The organism is Flavobacterium saccharophilum, from assembly GCF_900142735.1.
Lineage (GTDB): Bacteria > Bacteroidota > Bacteroidia > Flavobacteriales > Flavobacteriaceae > Flavobacterium > Flavobacterium saccharophilum.
Genome location: NZ_FRBY01000004.1, coordinates 254,260 through 270,607, shown reverse-complemented (window position 1 = coordinate 270,607; position 16,348 = coordinate 254,260). Strand labels below are relative to the sequence as shown.

Here is a 16,348-nt window from a genome sequence, read left to right as displayed (position 1 = left end):
ATTTTACAATTAAAAACCTTGGGAAAGCCTTATTTTTCAGCGTCTATCTCGTGATAAGAAAAAATTATAACGAATTTATATTATAATCAGAAAATCGGTATTACATTTGCCTAACAGTGTTAGATTATTTAATACTCATCAAAATGGCAAGTAAAGATCGTATATTAAGACAAAAAGAAGAGACAAGAAATAACATTCTTGAAGCTGCTTATGCTATCGTCAAAGAAGAAGGATGGCAAGGTCTGAGTATGCGAAAGATTGCTGACAAAATTGAATATACTGCTCCCATTATCTACGAATACTTCTCGAACAAAGAAGCTATTTTAACGGAATTAACCGGTAAAGGTTTTATTAAATTATCGAAAGAGCTGCAAAACGCCAGAGCTAAATTTGATAAACCGGAAGACCAATTAGAAGCCATGTGGATGGCGTATTGGGATTTTGCCTTTACAGATACTGAAATGTATCAGGTTATGTTTGGTGTGCAAATGAATTGTTGTTCCCAACAATGTTCGGCTGCAGAAGCACCTTATAAATTGTTCACTGCGGTGATTGCTGAAATAATGAAAAACAGTAATCCGGGCCCTGAAGTTATCAAACAAAAATATTTTACTTTCTTTTCTGTTATTCACGGTTTAATTGCGATTAACATCATTAACAAAAGCGAAGTAATGGAAACGATCAACAATCAAATTCTGAAAGATGCGATTGGTGGTATCATCAAATCAATACAGTAAAAAAATTTTCCATTCCACTTAACAGTGTTAGAAAATTTAATTAGCGTAATATAGTAACCTTTTTTTACTATTTACTTAACAGTGATAAATAATTTAATACCGATTTCTTAAGGAATCGCAATGGGCTCACTATACGGAATTTTGCGCCTTTTAACTTAACATCGTTAGATAATTTAATTCAATTAAATATGAATACCGGGAATACCATAATACAAAAGATTTTAACTCAAATGAATGTCCAACAAATTAAAACCAATATGAAAATGAAAAATGTAATTATAACCAGTTTTATTCTGGCACTTGTACTAAGCAGTTGTGCAGATAAAGCGCAGGCTCCTGCTCCGGCAGCTCCACTCCTGCCAGTTTTAGCGATTCAAAACTCTGATGCTGTTACGGATGCTGAATATCCAGCTTCGATACAAGGAACTGTAGACGTAGAGATTCGTCCACAAGTAAGTGGAAACCTTGATCGCGTTTTAGTAGACGAAGGTGCTTATGTAAATAAAGGTCAAACTTTATTCAAAATAAACGAACGCCCTTTCCGTGAGCAATTAAACAATGCTTTGGCCAGCCTTCACGCTTCTGAAGCGGCTTTAATTAACGCTCAGTTAGAAGTTGATAAATTAACTCCCTTAGTTCAAAACAAAGTAGTTTCTGATTATCAATTAAAAACAGCCAAAGCTTCTCAAAAAATTGCTGCTGCAAATATTGAGCAAGCAAGAGCAATGGTAGCATCGGCAAGAATTAATTTAGGATATACTAATGTGACAGCCCCTGTTAGTGGTTACATTGGAAGATTGCCTAAAAAACAAGGAAGTTTAGTTTCGGCTACTGATATTGAACCGTTAACCAAACTTTCAGATGTACACGAAGTTTTTGTTTACTTCTCTCTTGGTGAAACTGATTTCATCAAATTTAAAACACAATATGCTGGAAATACATTGGGTGATAAAATCAAAAAATTACCTCCTGTAACTTTGATTTTGGCTGATAATAATGCTTATGCACAATCAGGAAAAATTGATATGGTTGATGGTCAATTTGATAAAAACACCGGTGCAATTACTTTAAGAGCCACTTTCCCAAATGCAAACGGAACTTTACGTTCTGGAAACACAGGAAAAATTCGTTTAGGAATCAATCACGACGATGCGATTCTGGTACCACAATCGGCTACTATCGAGATGCAGGATAAAGTGTTTGTTTACACCCTGAACAAAGGAAATAAAGTAAACAAAATGCCTATCACGATTATCGGTAAAAGCGGAACTAATTATCTTATTGGCGAAGGTGTAAAATCTGGCGACCAAATTGTTTTAAGCGGAATCGACAAACTTCAGGAAGGACAAGTGATCCAACCTCAAAAATCGACTTCTGAAGTTGCCCAAATAATTAACAAAAAATAATTTTTACGACAATGTTCAAAATATTTATACAAAGACCTGTACTGGCAACCGTAATCTCCATTTTATTGGTGATCCTGGGTGTACTTGGACTTACAAAATTGCCTTTACAACAGTTTCCTGATATTGCGCCTCCCTCGGTTTTGGTTACGGCGGTTTATCCGGGAGCAAATGCCGAAACGGTTTTACGTTCGGTTGCGCCCTCTCTGGAAGAATCTATAAATGGTGTTGAAAACATGACGTACATGAGTTCAACAGCGAGTAACGATGGTACACTAGCGATTACTGTTTTCTTTAAATTAGGTACAGATGCCGATCAGGCTGCAGTTAACGTTCAGAACAGAGTTGCTCAGGCAACGAGTCAGTTGCCTGCAGAGGTTGTCCAGCAAGGTGTAATTACCGCGAAACAACAAAACAGTTTCATCATGGCGATTGGTATGTACACAGAAGATGAATCGAAATACGATCAGACTTTTGTTGCCAACTACGCTCAAATTAATATTATTCCGGAGATTAAACGTATTCCGGGTGTAGGTTCTGCCAGTATTTTTGGTGGAGTTAAAGATTATTCGATGAGAGTTTGGCTGAACCCAACTCAAATGTCAACTTACAATGTTACGCCAAATGAAGTTATGGCAGCGATTCAGGACAAAAGTTTAGAGGCTGCTCCGGGTAAATTTGGAGAAAGAAGTAAAGAAGTTTTTGAATACGTAATTAAATACAAAGGGAAACTTACTAAACCGGAGGATTATCAAAACATTGCCATTCGTTCGAATGCAGATGGTTCTATCCTTCGCTTAAAAGATGTTGCCAGAGTAGAGCTTGGTGCTTACTCTTATAACAGTTTAACTCGTTTGAACGGTAAAAAAGGAGTTGTAATTGGAGTTATTCAGTTGGCAGGTTCTAACTCAAACGAAATTCAGATTGCGATTAATAAATTGATGGTGAAAGCCTCAAAAGATTTCCCACAAGGAATAAAACACAATATTTTCTACAGTACAAAAGTATCTCTTGACCAATCTATCGAACAGGTTGAACATACTTTGATTGAAGCTTTTATACTGGTATTTATAGTAGTTTTCATCTTCTTACAGGATTTCAGATCAACATTAATTCCGGCCATTGCTGTACCTGTAGCAATTTTAGGAACGTTCTTCTTCATGCAGTTATTCGGCTTTTCGATCAACCTTTTAACGCTTTTCGCTTTAATTCTGGCGATTGGTATTGTGGTGGATGATGCGATTGTCGTCGTCGAAGCCGTGCATGCGAAAATGGAGCACAAACATCTGTCTCCAAAAGTAGCCACACATGAAGCAATGCACGAAATAACGGGTGCTATTATCTCGATTACGCTGGTAATGGCTGCTGTATTCCTGCCGGTCGGTTTTATGGAAGGTTCAACCGGGGTTTTCTATCGTCAGTTTGCCTTTACGATGGCGATTGCAATTGTAATTTCAGCCGTAAATGCTTTGACATTATCCCCTGCCCTTGCCGCTTTATTCTTAAAAGATAATCACGCTGCACACGAAGGAGATGCGCCATACAAAAAACAAGGATTTAAAGAGAAATTCTTTACTGGATTCAACAATAGTTTTGAATCATTAACCAACCGTTATGTTGGTGGATTAAAATTCTTAATTCGCAACAAATGGGTTAGTTTAGGTGGATTGGCTTTAATTACTTTCGCTACGATTGTAATGGTTAAAACTACTCCTGCAGGATTTATCCCAACTGAAGATCAAGGTTTTATCGCGATTGCTGTTAATACGCCTTCTGGAACCTCTTTAGACGGAACTCAGAAAGTAATGACAGAAGCAGAAAACACTTTGAAAAAATTGGATGCATCACGATTTGTAACTGCTATTTCTGGTTTCAACTTATTGACGAATTCTACAAGCCCTTCATCAGCAGTAGTATTCGTATTGCTTAAACCAAACGAAGAACGTGGCGAGGTTAAAAATATTGACGAAATCATGAATCAGGTTCGTGGCCAATTGGGTGCGATTTCTGGAGGAAGCTTCTTCGTATTTAGTTTCCCAACTGTACCCGGATTTAGTAACGTTGAGGCATTGGATTTAGTGCTTCAGGATAAAACCGGAGGTAAACTGGATAAGTTTAGTGGAATCTCACAAAACTTTATTGGTGAAGTAATGAAACGCCCTGAAATTGCTGTAGCCTTTACCTCTTTCAAAGCCGATTATCCTCAATTACAATTGGATATCAACGACGAAAAAGCAGATCAGTTAGGTGTTAAAGTAAAAGATATCCTTCAAACAATGCAGGCTTATTTTGGTAGTGCGCAAGCTTCTGACTTCAATAGATTTGGTAAATATTACAGAGTTGTAGTTCAGGCTGATATTGCCGACAGAGCAGATCCGTCAGCAATTGACAGAGTTTTTGTGAAAAACAAAAATGGCGAAATGGTTCCGATAAATACTTTAGTAAAACTAAGCCGTATTTATGGTTCTGAAACCGCTTCGAGATACAACTTGTTTAATTCGATTTCGATTAATGCGATTCCGAAACCAGGATTTAGTTCCGGAGATGCCATTAAAGCAATTGAAGAAGTAGCAGCTCAACAATTACCTGCAGGATATAGTTATGAATGGTCAGGACAAACTCGTGAAGAAATTTCTTCCGGAGGTCAATCGGCAACTATTTTCTTACTGTGTTTGATATTCATCTATTTCTTACTTGCTGCACAGTATGAAAGTTACATTTTGCCTTTAGCAGTAATCTTATCTATACCTGCAGGAATTTTTGGAGTATTCGTAGCGATTGGTTTAACAGGAATTGAAAATAACATTTATGTACAAGTTGCCTTGGTAATGTTAATTGGATTGCTCGCCAAGAATGCGATTCTGATTGTCGAGTTCGCCGTCCAGAAACGAAAATCCGGACAGGCTTTGGTTAAAGCTTCTATAGACGCAGCCAAATTACGTTTACGTCCAATTATCATGACGTCACTGGCTTTCGTAGTAGGATTAATTCCGATGATGAGTGCCAAAGGACCATCAGCACAAGGGAACCACTCTATTAGTATTGGTGCCGCCGGGGGTATGATTTCAGGAGTAATTCTAGGGTTGTTGATCATCCCGGTATTATTCATCGTATTCCAACATTTACAAGAAAAAGTTACCGGAAAACCGGTAGCAGTAGTTCATAACGAAGAAGAAGAAAAATAAATATGGAAAATTATATAACGACAATTCTGGTGGCCATTATATTTGGCATCGGCTATATATCGTACAGAATCTCAAAAGATCTTGAAACTAAAAAAGATACTTGTACAGAAATTTAATGACAAAATATAAAATGAAAAAGTATATAACCAAAATCGTGATGGTCGCTATTTTGATCACCACATTGATATCCTGTTCTGTTTCGAAGGATATTGAAACTCCAAAAGATGCACTTCCTGAAAATTTCAGGAATGCATCGGTTTCAAAAGATACAACCAGTATCGCCGATTTGGAGTGGAAAAACTTCTTTACAGAAAAAGATATTATCAAGCTAATCGATGAGGCAGTGATCAGAAATAACGATTTACAAATCGCTACTAAAAACATCGAAATCGCGCAATACCGATTTACCCAATCAAAATGGAATAATGTTCCTCAGGTGAATTTAGGTGTTAATGCCAGTACCAGCAATCCGTCAGACAATAGTTTTACGGGGAAAAATTTGGGTCAGGCTTTAGGTCAAAACCACATTAATGATTTCACCGCCGGAGCAACACTTTCATGGGAAGCTGATATTTGGGGTAAAATCAAAAATCAGAAAAAAGGCGCATATGCTGAATATCTTCAATCTGAAGAGGTGAAAAAAGCGTTGCAAACCACTATTGTTGCCGATGTTTCTAAAGGATATTATAATCTTTTAATGTTGGATGCACAATTGGAAATTGCCAAACAAACCCTGAAACTGAATGACAGTACAACCAGTATCATTAAATTAAAATATGACGCAGGGCAAGTTACTTCATTAGCAATTCAACAATCTGAAGCGCAGAAATTAAACTCAGCGCAACTGATTCCGTTATTGGAACAAAACATTGCCATTCAGGAAAATGCTTTGAGTGTCTTGACAGGATCTTTTCCGGATTCAAAAGAAAGAACCATTCGTTTGAGCACTATTGCTGTGAAAAACAATGCCGCTGTCGGAATTCCATCTTCATTAGTAAGCAGAAGACCAGATGTGAAAAGTGCTGAATTAGCTTTAAAAGTTGCGAATGCGAATGTCGGAATCACAAAAGCCGATTTCTATCCAGCTTTGAGAATTACAGCGCAAGGCGGAGTAAATTCGTTTGAAGCCAGCAACTGGTTTACTATTCCGGCTTCATTATTCGGTACTGTTGCCGGAGGTTTAACTCAGCCCTTATTGAATAATAAAAGAGTAAAAACACAATATAATATTGCTGTTGTTGAAAGAGAAAAAGCCGTTATCAATTTCAGACAGTCTGTTTTGGTAGCTGTTAGTGAAGTTGCCGATGCTTTGGTTGCTGTTGAAAAATTACAACAACAGGAAGCTTTCTTGCAAGAACGTGTAAAAACGTTACAACAAGCGATTAAAAATGCCAATCTGTTATTCAAAAACGGAATGGCAGAATACCTTGAAGTTCTAACTGCACAAGCAACTTTATTGCAAAGCGAATTGGAATTAGCTGATATAAAAAGAGCACAACTTTCTGCCAATACCGAGTTATATCGTGCATTGGGCGGTGGTTGGAGATAATACCCGTTTTAATTATTTATTTGAGATGACGCTGTGAGACTTCGGTTTTGCAGCGTTTTTTTGTTGTTTTGCCACGAAGGCGCTAAGGCACGAAGTTTTTGAACGGATGGCTCTGATTCGACAAAGATTGGCGATTTTGATTGTGTTGAAAATGGCACACGGATGACGCGGGTTTTGGCGGATTGTCGCGGATTTTTATTTTTTATGGATTTTTCTATCCGCATTTTTGTCACCCTGAGGAACGAAGGGTCACACTAGTAGCTCGTCAAAGATTGGCGATTTTGATTGTGTTGAAAATGGCACACGGATGACGCGGATTTGAATGGATTGTCACGGATTTTTATTTAATTATATTTGTTACTCTCATAGATTTATCGTCATTTTGTCATCCCGAGGAACGAGGGATCCCCGCGAGTAGCTCGACAAAGATTCGCGATTTTGATTGTGGAGTTTCTTGCGGGGATCCCTCGTTCCTCGGGATGACAAGTATTGCGGATACTTTGTGGATAAAGTCTCTCGCAGATTCTGCAGATTTAGCAGATTTCTTTCTTCTTGCTTCTTGCTTCTTGCTTCTTTAATCTATTCTCTATATTCTATTCTCTTGTCTCTTGCTTCTTGCCTCGTGCATCTTTAATCTATATTCTATTTTCTATATTCCATTCTCTTGCCTCTTGCTTCTTGCTTCTAAATTCTAAAATCCTTCAATCTGTCTCAAATGCCCCTAAAATAGTCGTAAATAACTATTCAGTAAAAAAAATAACATTAGTAGATTTGTGTAAATAATTAACTAATAACTATTTAAACAAAAACCACATGAAAAAAGCAAAGATTATTTTCTGGATTACTACGACTATTATTTTCCTGTTTGAGGGCGTAATGCCGGCTTTGACTTCTCAATCTGAACTGGCCAAAGAAGGAATCAGACATTTAGGCTATCCTGAATATTTTGGAAATGCTTTAGTTGTATTTAAAATATTAGGCGTTTTAATTCTGGTAATTCCATCAATTCCTAAGAATGTAAAAGAATGGGCTTATGCCGGATTTGGATTCGATTTTATATTTGCTTCGATAAGTCATTTTGCAGTTGACGGAATTAATTTTCAATCTTTCTTTCCACTAATCTTTTTAGTGATTCTGGCTATATCTTATCATTATTATCATAAAATCGAACGCTATAAAAATATTGCGTTATAAACTTTTTACTACGATGATAGAAGTTTTTAAAACAAATGTTCAGGAAGTCGAGCAATCTATTTTGATTGTGGGGAAACTCCTTGAGCATTTTCCAAGTAGTGCTATCAATTTTGATTTGGAAGATTGTGATAAAATCCTTCGCATTCATGGCGCTTCCATTTCACATAATAAAATCATTGAACTTCTTGATTCGTACGGATTTCATTGCGAAGTGCTTTTGTGACAAAAGACATAATCGTTTGATTGTAAATTATTTTAACACATAGGGACATAGCTTTTAGGAATCTTAAAAAGTCGTTTCACTAGTTTAAAGACATCCCGATGCTTCGGGACTATGTGTTAGAAACTAGTTTCTTTTTATTCTCTTTTTTTAAAAAATTAAATCTATGTTTCTATGTGTTTGGATATTTTTCTAAGTTTTACATTTAACACAACAAAACATAATCATTTGGTTTTTAATTATTTAATTTAAAATTGTAAATTTGGGTAATCACTAATCATCAAATCATACCAAATGAATATTCCCAAAAATCATCAAACCATAATGCCGTATTTAATTTTAGATGGTGCATTAAAGTTTATCGACTTCACAAAAAACGTTTTTAATGCCACTGTTTTGCACGCGCCTCAATTGCGTGACGACGGAACTGCCTTACATGCTGAAATCAACATCCACGGAAGTACTATTATGTTTGCCGACACGACCAGTGACTGGAAACCGCAAACGGCAAATTTATTTGTGTATGTACCCAATGCCGATGAAAGTTTTAAAAAAGCACTGGAAGAAGGCGCAACAGAATTAATGGGATTAAGCGATCAGGAATATGGCCGAACTTGCGGCGTAACAGATCCTTTCGGAAATGTCTGGTGGATCACCTCAGTAAATGAATTCACAATTTAAATCAAAAAGATGAAAACAACTCTTCAAACCAACATTGTCGAAACATTCAAAAATTTAAGCGAAATCCATTCTAAGTTTTCTGAAACTGCCCTAAATACGGTTCCCTTTGAAGGAAGCTGGACAGCCGGACAAACCACGCAACATATTCTAAAGGCCAGTTCTGGTTATGCTGCCTTATTTCTGGGGAAAACAGAGAAAACGAATAGAGAACCTGACTTATACATCAAAGATCTGAAAGCGCTATTCTTGAACTACGATATAAAAATGGAATCTCCGGATTTTCTACTACCGGAAATCATCGATTATGACAAAGAGAAACAAACTTTAGAACTACTCAATAGAGAAGCTGATTTGTTGACATTATCAGCAATCCATGATCTCACATTGACTTGTCTTGATTTTCAACTTCCAGGATTTGAAAATTTTACAATTCTGGAATGGATTTCTTTCACGCTTATTCATACAGAAAGACATACCCATCAATTGAATGAAATTTATGAAATAGTGAACAAAGTATAAAGCAAAAACTTTCCAAACCAAACCACATAACCATTATATGAAATCAAAAAGCGGAACAATCTTTTTATCTGGTCTAATTGCCGGCACACTTGATATGCTTGCTGCTATTACAGTTTATGCCTTTATCCTGCAAAAAACAACGGCCATTAAAATCCTGCAGTCTATTGCTTCGGGACTATTTAAAAAAGATGCCTATTCCGGTGGTTCGCAAATGGCTTTGTATGGTTTATTGTTACATTATTTTATTGCTCTGACTTTTGCGTGGTTCTACTTCACCATTTATCCGTATTTCATCTTTATTAAAAAAAATACTTTATTATCGGGCATTCTATATGGAATTTTTGTCTGGATCATTATGAACCTGGTAGTCTTGCCAACAGTATTTCCAGTCCTTCCGGAAAAACATCTGGATTTCCCTTTGATTCTATCTATTTTGATTTTAATTTTTTGCATTGGAATTCCAATTGCCTTTATTACAAAGAAGCACTATTCTTTCCACCGTTAGAAGTTTTTCAGTCGCGTTCAGCCTGAAACTTGAAATCTGAAGCTTAAAACTTACATAAATAAAAATTTTTAGACTAAAAAAAGCGAAACTAATAATCTGGTTTCGCTTTTTTTATGAATAGCTTAAAACGGCTGAATATTAACATTAATTTCTTATCACAATCTATTATTAATCAGTTTTTTACATTAATTTTATAATCCCCCTCTTCTTATTACATAATTCCCATATCTATCCTTTTGAGTCAATTTTTTGATCGATTGGATCAATTATGCCTCTATTCGTAAAGTAATTTTATCTCACAAAATGGAAACATATGGAATTAGCAGCAACGGAAACCTTTATCGCTACAAAACACGGTGTAATTTTAGAAAAAACAGATCGTGCTTTTGAAGAACTAGGAGTTTTAAATCCGGCGGTCTACCAAGATGGGAATACAGTACACATGTTTTATAGAGCTGCTAAAAAAGGGAATTTTTCGACCATTGGTTATTGTCGATTCGAAGGCCCGACAACTTTAGTTGAAAGACATGCTGAACCTATTTTTGAACCGGAATACATTTATGAAATTCACGGTGTCGAAGATCCGCGTATCACAAAAATTGATGATACTTTTTATATGACTTATGTTACCTATGATGGTATAAATACAAGTGGCGCTTTGGCGACTTCAAAGGATTTGACAAAATTTAAAAAGAAAGGAATTATTACGCCTAAGTTCATCTTGCATGATTTCAGTAATCTGATCCAGGATCATTTACAAAATCCAGGTGTTGCAAAAATATTGGCCGTTAACACCGCTAGAAATTATCCGTTAACAATTACAATGAAAGAGCATTTAATGGTTTGGGATAAAAATGTAGTGCTTTTTCCAAAGAAAATAAATGGGAAATTTGTCGGTTTACATCGCTTATTTCCATCCATTCAAATTTTCACTTTCGAAAAAAAGAAAGATTTGACACCAGAATATTGGAAAGAATATTTAAAAAATCTGCCAGAACATATAGTGATGGAACCAGAATACGATCATGAAACAAGTCACATTGGTCCGGGCGCTCCACCTATCGAAACCAAAGATGGCTGGTTAGTGATTTATCACTCAGCAGAAAAAAGAGAAAAAGGATTGGTTTATCATGCTTCTGCAGCATTATTAGACCTTGAAAATCCACAGAAAGTTATAGGCCGATTGACTAAACCCATTATAACACCTGCAGAATATTACGAACGACACGGTTATGTAAATTATGTGGTTTTCCCAACAGGAACAGCCATTTTTGATGACCTTTTATATATTTATTACGGTGCCGCCGATGACAAGATTGCGGTGGCTTCATTGAACCTAAACGACTTATTAACGGAACTAAAACAGAATCCCCATGAAAACGATATCAAATAAATCGAAAATAGTTTTTCTATCAACGTTTCCACCAACGCAATGTGGAATAGCTACTTATACGCAGGATACCATTAAAGGAATTACAGATGTTTTTGGTAAATCAGTAACTTGTGAAATTTGTGAATTGGTCAATGAACCAAAAGCAAAACCAACGCAGGCGTTTACCTTAAACACAAAGGATAAAGCCGAATATGCTAAAGTTGCCGAACAAATCAATAATGACAAATCGGTAAAATTGGTTCACATTCAACATGAATTTGGCTTGTTTGGAGGAAATTATGGCGATTATTTGTTAGACTTTTTAAACGTAATTAAAAAACCGCTTACCTATACTTTTCATTCTGTTATTCAAAATCCGAATAACGAATTGAAAACCTTTGTAAAATTATTGTTGAGCTACAGCAATTCTGTTTTCGTAATGACCAATCAATCAAAAGAAATTTTGATGAGAGATTACGATATAGCTGACGAAATTATTAGCTTGGTACCACACGGAACGCACATTGTGATATACGAAGCGCCGCATCAGGCAAAAGAGAAATTCGGTTTTCAGGACAGAAAAGTGCTTTCTACTTTTGGACTTTTGGGTGAAGGAAAAAACATTGAAACCGGACTTCAGGCTTTACCAAAAATTATTGAAAAAGAACCAAATGTCTTGTATTTAGTAATCGGAAAAACACATCCAAATTTAATTAAGGATGGTGTTGATGCATACCGCGATAAACTGGAAGGAATTGTAGAAGATTTAAACCTAAAAGACAACGTACGTTTTATAAATCAATATCTTGACACAAATGAACTGTTGGATTATCTGAAAGCAACAGATGTTTATTTGTTTACTTCAAAAGATCCAAATCAGGCGGTAAGCGGCACTTTCTCTTATGCAATGAGCTGTGCTTGTCCGATGGTAGCTTCAAAAATCCCGCATACTTTAGAAGTTTTGACTTCTGACTGTGGAATTTTAGTTGATATCGGAGATGTAAATCAATTTGCCGAGCAAACAATAAAATTACTTGCTGACGATAAGTTAAGAGAAGAGATGGGAATTAATGCGTTTACAAAAATGCGTGCCTCATCTTGGGAAAATGTAGCAATTACGCACATGAATACGTATAAAACTTTAATGGAGAATACAGATGAAATTAAATTCACTTATCCTTCAATTCAGTTAAAACACATCAAAAAATTAACTACAGATTTAGGAATCATCCAATTTAGTAAAATCTCGATTCCGGATCTTGAATCAGGTTATACTTTAGACGATAATGCCAGAGCTTTGATTGCTATGTGTATGCATTATAAACTGACAAAAGACAAAGAAGATTTAGCCTATATTTTAATTTATTTGGATTTCATTGAGCGTTGTCAAAAACCAAAAGGTGACTTTATCAATTATGTCGATCAGGAAAATAGAGAACATATTGAGCAAAATGCCGAGGTTAATTTAGAAGATTCAAATGCAAGAGGTTTATGGGCACTGGGAACTGTAGTTTCAATGAGTGATATTTTACCAGAACCAATTTCTAAAAAAGCTTCAAAAGTTTTATTGAATTCCTTAAAATGGGCAGAAACCATTCAGTCGCCACGTTCGATTGGTTTTGCAACAAAAGGGCTTTATTTGTATCATACTGCTGTTCCAAATTTATACGTTGCGGCGATTATCAATAAACTGAATGCAAAATTGCTTTCTAACTATGAAATTCATGCTTCAAGCGATTGGAAGTGGTTTGAAAATTATATGACATACGGAAATGGAATTTTACCGGAATCTATGTTGTTTGCTTACTTAGTAACCAATAAACCAATCTACAAAAAAGTAGCAATGGATTCACTGGACTTCCTAATGTCGAAAATGTTTATCAATAAAAGTTTCAAAGTTATTTCCAACAACGGATGGCTTCACAAAGGTGAAGAGCCAAAAGAATACGGGGAACAGCCAATTGATGTTGCTTACACTATTCATACCTTAAATTCGTTTTACGATGCTTTTGGAACACCAGAATACAAACATAAAATGAAGATGGCTTTTAACTGGTTTTTAGGAAAAAATCACCTAAATCAAATTATGTACAATCCAGTAAGCGGTGGCGGTTATGACGGACTTGAAAAAGAAAACGTAAACTTAAATCAGGGTGCAGAATCAACAGTTTGTTATTTAACATCCCGATTAATAATGGAAAACCTGAAATCATCTGATACCAAAGTTATTCCATTGATGAAATCCAATTCAGGCGTAGCAATTAACTCTTAAATATAATAGCGATAATAAGACTGGCCAAAACGCTATAAACCCAGGAAATCCCTTTTTTTCGAAGAAGGGATTTTTTGTTTTTTATAATCGACCCCTAACGTCGTTTCCTTATAATTATTGTGTTTTTTCAATGTTAATTATATAAAGTTCCTACAAAGTTCTGTAATGTATTTTGGTTCGTTATAAAATAACTTTATTACTTGAAAATCAAGGCATAGTCAATTTTATAAAAAGTTGATTTATAAAGGGTTTCAAACAAAAACTAGAACATTTATGATTCTCACTTTACGAAATACATTCACCGAAATAGGAAATGCAACTTTGTTTGCAAAGCAGTTTTTTAAGGAAGTTTTTGTTCCTCCTTATGAGGCCAAAGAACTCTTGAAACAATGTTATATTATTGGTTATAAATCATTACCATTAGTTGCCATAACAGGTTTTATTATGGGATTAGTCCTTACACTACAATCCAGACCAACCTTAGTCAAATTTGGAGCTGAATCCTGGTTGCCCGGAATGGTTGCGCTTTCGCTGATAAGAGAAATTGCACCGGTAATTACGGCATTAATATGTGCAGGAAAAATTTCATCCGGAATTGGTGCCGAACTAGGTTCCATGAAAGTAACAGAACAAATTGATGCGATGGAAGTGTCAGCAATTAATCCTTATAATTATTTGGTTGTCACCAGAATTTTAGCTTGTACTCTAATGGTTCCGTTATTAGTATTTTTTGCGGATGCTATCGGAATTTTGGGAGGTTATATTGGAGTTAATATTCATGGCGATGTAAATTTCTACCGATATATGACCCAAATTTTTCAATCACTTGAATTTTTGGATTTATTTCCAGCTACAATCAAAACATTTTTCTTCGGATTTTTTATCGGAATGATTGGGTGTTATAAAGGATTTAATGCTGCAAATGGAACAGAAAGTGTTGGTAGAGCAGCAAATTCAGCTGTGGTAACGGCATCTTTAGCCATTTTTATTCTTGATATGGTCGCAGTTCAAATAACCGATTTATTCTTTGTACAATGATTAAAGAGAAAGAAAATATAGAGCCAAAAACGAAGAAAACAAAAGAAGAAAGCAAAACTCCTATGATTGTAATCAAGGATTTGCACAAAACTTTTGGTAAAGACAATAAGGTCTTACAAGGCGTAAATCTAACCGTAAACAAAGGCGAAGATTTAGTGATTTTAGGACGTTCCGGTTCAGGAAAATCCGTTACCATCAAATGTATTGTAGGTTTAATTGAACCTGATAAAGGCGAAATTAAAGTGTTTGATGAAAATGTATTGAATCTGAGCAAGAAAGATTTAAATGAAATCAGAGTCCGAATTGGTTTTCTATTCCAAAGTGGAGCGCTGTACGATTCCATGTCGGTTAGAGAAAATCTGGCCTTTACTTTAAGAAAACACAAAAGTGAATTGACGGCAGAAGAAATTGAAAGTGAAGTAATAGAAGCATTAGACAATGTTGGTTTAGCCGATGCAATTGACAAAATGCCATCTGAATTATCTGGAGGAATGCAGAAAAGAATTGGTTTGGCCAGAACTTTAATTTTAAAGCCGGAAATCATTTTATACGATGAGCCTACAACAGGTTTAGACACGATAACATCAAGAGAAATCAGTGAATTAATATTAGACATCAAACACAAGCAAAAAACGACCTCTATCATCATTACGCACGATATGGCCTGCGCAAAACTTACTGCAGACCGAATTATGGTTTTGAAAGACGGAAAGATACACGCTGAAGGAACATACGAAGAACTAGAAAAAGACGAAGACGAATGGGTTCGTTCTTTTTTTGAATAAACCAAAAAAATAAATTATTAGAAATCATGGAGAAGCAATCTGGATATACTTGGAAATTAGGAATGTTTGTAACAATTGGCTCGCTGCTTTTTATACTGGCAGTTTACTTTATTGGGAAACAAAAAAACCTTTTTGGCTCGACATTCAACATTACATCACAATTTAAAACCGTAAGTGGTTTAGAAGTCGGAAACAATGTACGTTTTTCAGGAATCAATATCGGAACGGTCGAAGAAATCAGGTTGATTAATGACTCTTCGGTTGTGGTTTCAATGGTCATTAAAGAAGAAGTTAAAGAATTCATCAAAACGGATGCCCGAACCAGTATTGGTTCTGACGGATTAATGGGCGATAAAGTATTAACCATTTCCCCGGGAGTAAAATCTACAAAAGAGATTGAAAATGGTGGAAAATTGGCTTCTATGCAAGGAATTGAAATGAATGACATTATGAAAAGCGTTAAAAAAAGTATGGATAACGTAGGCGTTATTTCTGAAGAATTAGCCATTTTTAGTCATAGTATGAATAACGGAAACGGCGCTTTGGCAAGATTGGTTCGTGATGATAAAATGGCAGCCAGCGTTTCAAATACACTCTCTAACTTAGAATCCGGTACAAAAGGATTTAGTGAAAATATGGAGGCGGCAAAAAGCAATTTCTTATTTAAAGGTTACTTTAAGAAAAAAGAGAAACAAAAAGAAAAAGCAGCCGAAGAAGTCAAAGAGAAAAAAGAAGAGCAGGCTGAAAAAGCTGCTAAAGAAAAAGAAGCGAAAGAGAAAGAAGCAAAAGAAAAAGAGGAAAAAGCCAAGGAAGAAAAAGCTAAAGCAGAAAAGCAAAAAGAAGAAGACGCTAAAAAAGCGGCTGAAAAAGCAAAATCTTAAAATTTGA

14 protein-coding genes are annotated in these 16,348 nt (G+C 35.6%); all 14 read left to right on the top strand.

The window, feature by feature from the left end; genetic code table 11:
- Window positions 1–143: 143 nt before the first annotated feature.
- The 14 genes from BUA98_RS14365 to BUA98_RS14300 all read left to right on the top strand — a co-directional run bounded on the left by BUA98_RS14365 (window position 144) and on the right by BUA98_RS14300 (window position 16,341).
- Window positions 144–737, top strand: a complete 594-nt coding sequence (locus BUA98_RS14365) for a TetR/AcrR family transcriptional regulator (protein WP_026983299.1) — start codon at window positions 144–146, stop codon at window positions 735–737.
- 263 nt (window positions 738–1,000) lie between these two features.
- On the top strand, window positions 1,001–2,143 hold the full coding sequence (locus BUA98_RS14360) for an efflux RND transporter periplasmic adaptor subunit (RefSeq protein ID WP_086065382.1): 1,143 nt from the start codon (window positions 1,001–1,003) through the stop codon (window positions 2,141–2,143).
- A gap of 11 nt (window positions 2,144–2,154) precedes the next feature.
- On the top strand, window positions 2,155–5,325 hold the full coding sequence (locus BUA98_RS14355; RefSeq protein WP_072973644.1) for an efflux RND transporter permease subunit: 3,171 nt from the start codon (window positions 2,155–2,157) through the stop codon (window positions 5,323–5,325).
- A 130-nt stretch (window positions 5,326–5,455) separates the two neighbouring features.
- Window positions 5,456–6,874: a TolC family protein gene (locus BUA98_RS14350; protein ID WP_072974095.1), complete on the top strand. Its 1,419-nt coding sequence runs from the start codon at window positions 5,456–5,458 to the stop codon at window positions 6,872–6,874.
- Window positions 6,875–7,687: 813 nt separating this feature from the next.
- Entirely contained in the window at window positions 7,688–8,068 is a 381-nt protein-coding gene (locus BUA98_RS14345; protein WP_072973641.1) for a DoxX family protein, read from the top strand.
- Window positions 8,069–8,081: 13 nt separating this feature from the next.
- Window positions 8,082–8,291: a hypothetical protein gene (locus BUA98_RS14340; protein WP_072973639.1), complete on the top strand. Its 210-nt coding sequence runs from the start codon at window positions 8,082–8,084 to the stop codon at window positions 8,289–8,291.
- Between the two features lie 291 nt (window positions 8,292–8,582).
- Complete coding sequence (locus tag BUA98_RS14335; protein WP_072973637.1) at window positions 8,583–8,969, top strand: VOC family protein; 387 nt, start codon at window positions 8,583–8,585, stop codon at window positions 8,967–8,969.
- Window positions 8,970–8,978: 9 nt separating this feature from the next.
- The gene (locus BUA98_RS14330; RefSeq protein WP_072973635.1) at window positions 8,979–9,488 is read left to right on the top strand and encodes a DinB family protein; all 510 of its coding nucleotides are present in this window, start codon (window positions 8,979–8,981) and stop codon (window positions 9,486–9,488) included.
- A gap of 37 nt (window positions 9,489–9,525) precedes the next feature.
- Entirely contained in the window at window positions 9,526–9,993 is a 468-nt protein-coding gene (locus tag BUA98_RS14325; RefSeq protein WP_072973633.1) for a DUF1440 domain-containing protein, read from the top strand.
- 313 nt (window positions 9,994–10,306) lie between these two features.
- Complete coding sequence (locus BUA98_RS14320; protein WP_072973631.1) at window positions 10,307–11,386, top strand: glycoside hydrolase family 130 protein; 1,080 nt, start codon at window positions 10,307–10,309, stop codon at window positions 11,384–11,386.
- Entirely contained in the window at window positions 11,367–13,637 is a 2,271-nt protein-coding gene (locus tag BUA98_RS14315) for a glycosyltransferase (RefSeq protein WP_072973629.1), read from the top strand. Before BUA98_RS14320 ends, BUA98_RS14315 begins: the two co-directional genes overlap by 20 nt.
- 273 nt (window positions 13,638–13,910) lie before the next feature.
- Window positions 13,911–14,675: an MlaE family ABC transporter permease gene (locus BUA98_RS14310; protein ID WP_072973628.1), complete on the top strand. Its 765-nt coding sequence runs from the start codon at window positions 13,911–13,913 to the stop codon at window positions 14,673–14,675.
- On the top strand, window positions 14,672–15,460 hold the full coding sequence (locus tag BUA98_RS14305; protein WP_072973625.1) for an ABC transporter ATP-binding protein: 789 nt from the start codon (window positions 14,672–14,674) through the stop codon (window positions 15,458–15,460). Before BUA98_RS14310 ends, BUA98_RS14305 begins: the two co-directional genes overlap by 4 nt.
- Before the next feature lie 26 nt (window positions 15,461–15,486).
- Entirely contained in the window at window positions 15,487–16,341 is an 855-nt protein-coding gene (locus tag BUA98_RS14300; RefSeq protein WP_072973623.1) for an MlaD family protein, read from the top strand.
- The last annotated feature ends 7 nt before the right edge of the window (window positions 16,342–16,348 follow it).

What these genes read in the sequence shown, in the direction of transcription:
- BUA98_RS14365 (WP_026983299.1), top strand. Translation starts at nt 144, where the DNA reads ATGGCAAGTAAAGATCGTATATTAAGACAAAAAGAAGAGACAAGAAAT.
- BUA98_RS14330 (WP_072973635.1), top strand. Translation starts at nt 8,979, where the DNA reads ATGAAAACAACTCTTCAAACCAACATTGTCGAAACATTCAAAAATTTA.
- BUA98_RS14310 (WP_072973628.1), top strand. Translation starts at nt 13,911, where the DNA reads ATGATTCTCACTTTACGAAATACATTCACCGAAATAGGAAATGCAACT.
- BUA98_RS14320 (WP_072973631.1), top strand. Translation starts at nt 10,307, where the DNA reads ATGGAATTAGCAGCAACGGAAACCTTTATCGCTACAAAACACGGTGTA.
- BUA98_RS14350 (WP_072974095.1), top strand. Translation starts at nt 5,456, where the DNA reads ATGAAAAAGTATATAACCAAAATCGTGATGGTCGCTATTTTGATCACC.
- BUA98_RS14345 (WP_072973641.1), top strand. Translation starts at nt 7,688, where the DNA reads ATGAAAAAAGCAAAGATTATTTTCTGGATTACTACGACTATTATTTTC.
- BUA98_RS14305 (WP_072973625.1), top strand. Translation starts at nt 14,672, where the DNA reads ATGATTAAAGAGAAAGAAAATATAGAGCCAAAAACGAAGAAAACAAAA.
- BUA98_RS14315 (WP_072973629.1), top strand. Translation starts at nt 11,367, where the DNA reads ATGAAAACGATATCAAATAAATCGAAAATAGTTTTTCTATCAACGTTT.
- BUA98_RS14325 (WP_072973633.1), top strand. Translation starts at nt 9,526, where the DNA reads ATGAAATCAAAAAGCGGAACAATCTTTTTATCTGGTCTAATTGCCGGC.
- BUA98_RS14335 (WP_072973637.1), top strand. Translation starts at nt 8,583, where the DNA reads ATGAATATTCCCAAAAATCATCAAACCATAATGCCGTATTTAATTTTA.
- BUA98_RS14360 (WP_086065382.1), top strand. Translation starts at nt 1,001, where the DNA reads ATGAAAAATGTAATTATAACCAGTTTTATTCTGGCACTTGTACTAAGC.
- BUA98_RS14355 (WP_072973644.1), top strand. Translation starts at nt 2,155, where the DNA reads ATGTTCAAAATATTTATACAAAGACCTGTACTGGCAACCGTAATCTCC.
- BUA98_RS14340 (WP_072973639.1), top strand. Translation starts at nt 8,082, where the DNA reads ATGATAGAAGTTTTTAAAACAAATGTTCAGGAAGTCGAGCAATCTATT.
- BUA98_RS14300 (WP_072973623.1), top strand. Translation starts at nt 15,487, where the DNA reads ATGGAGAAGCAATCTGGATATACTTGGAAATTAGGAATGTTTGTAACA.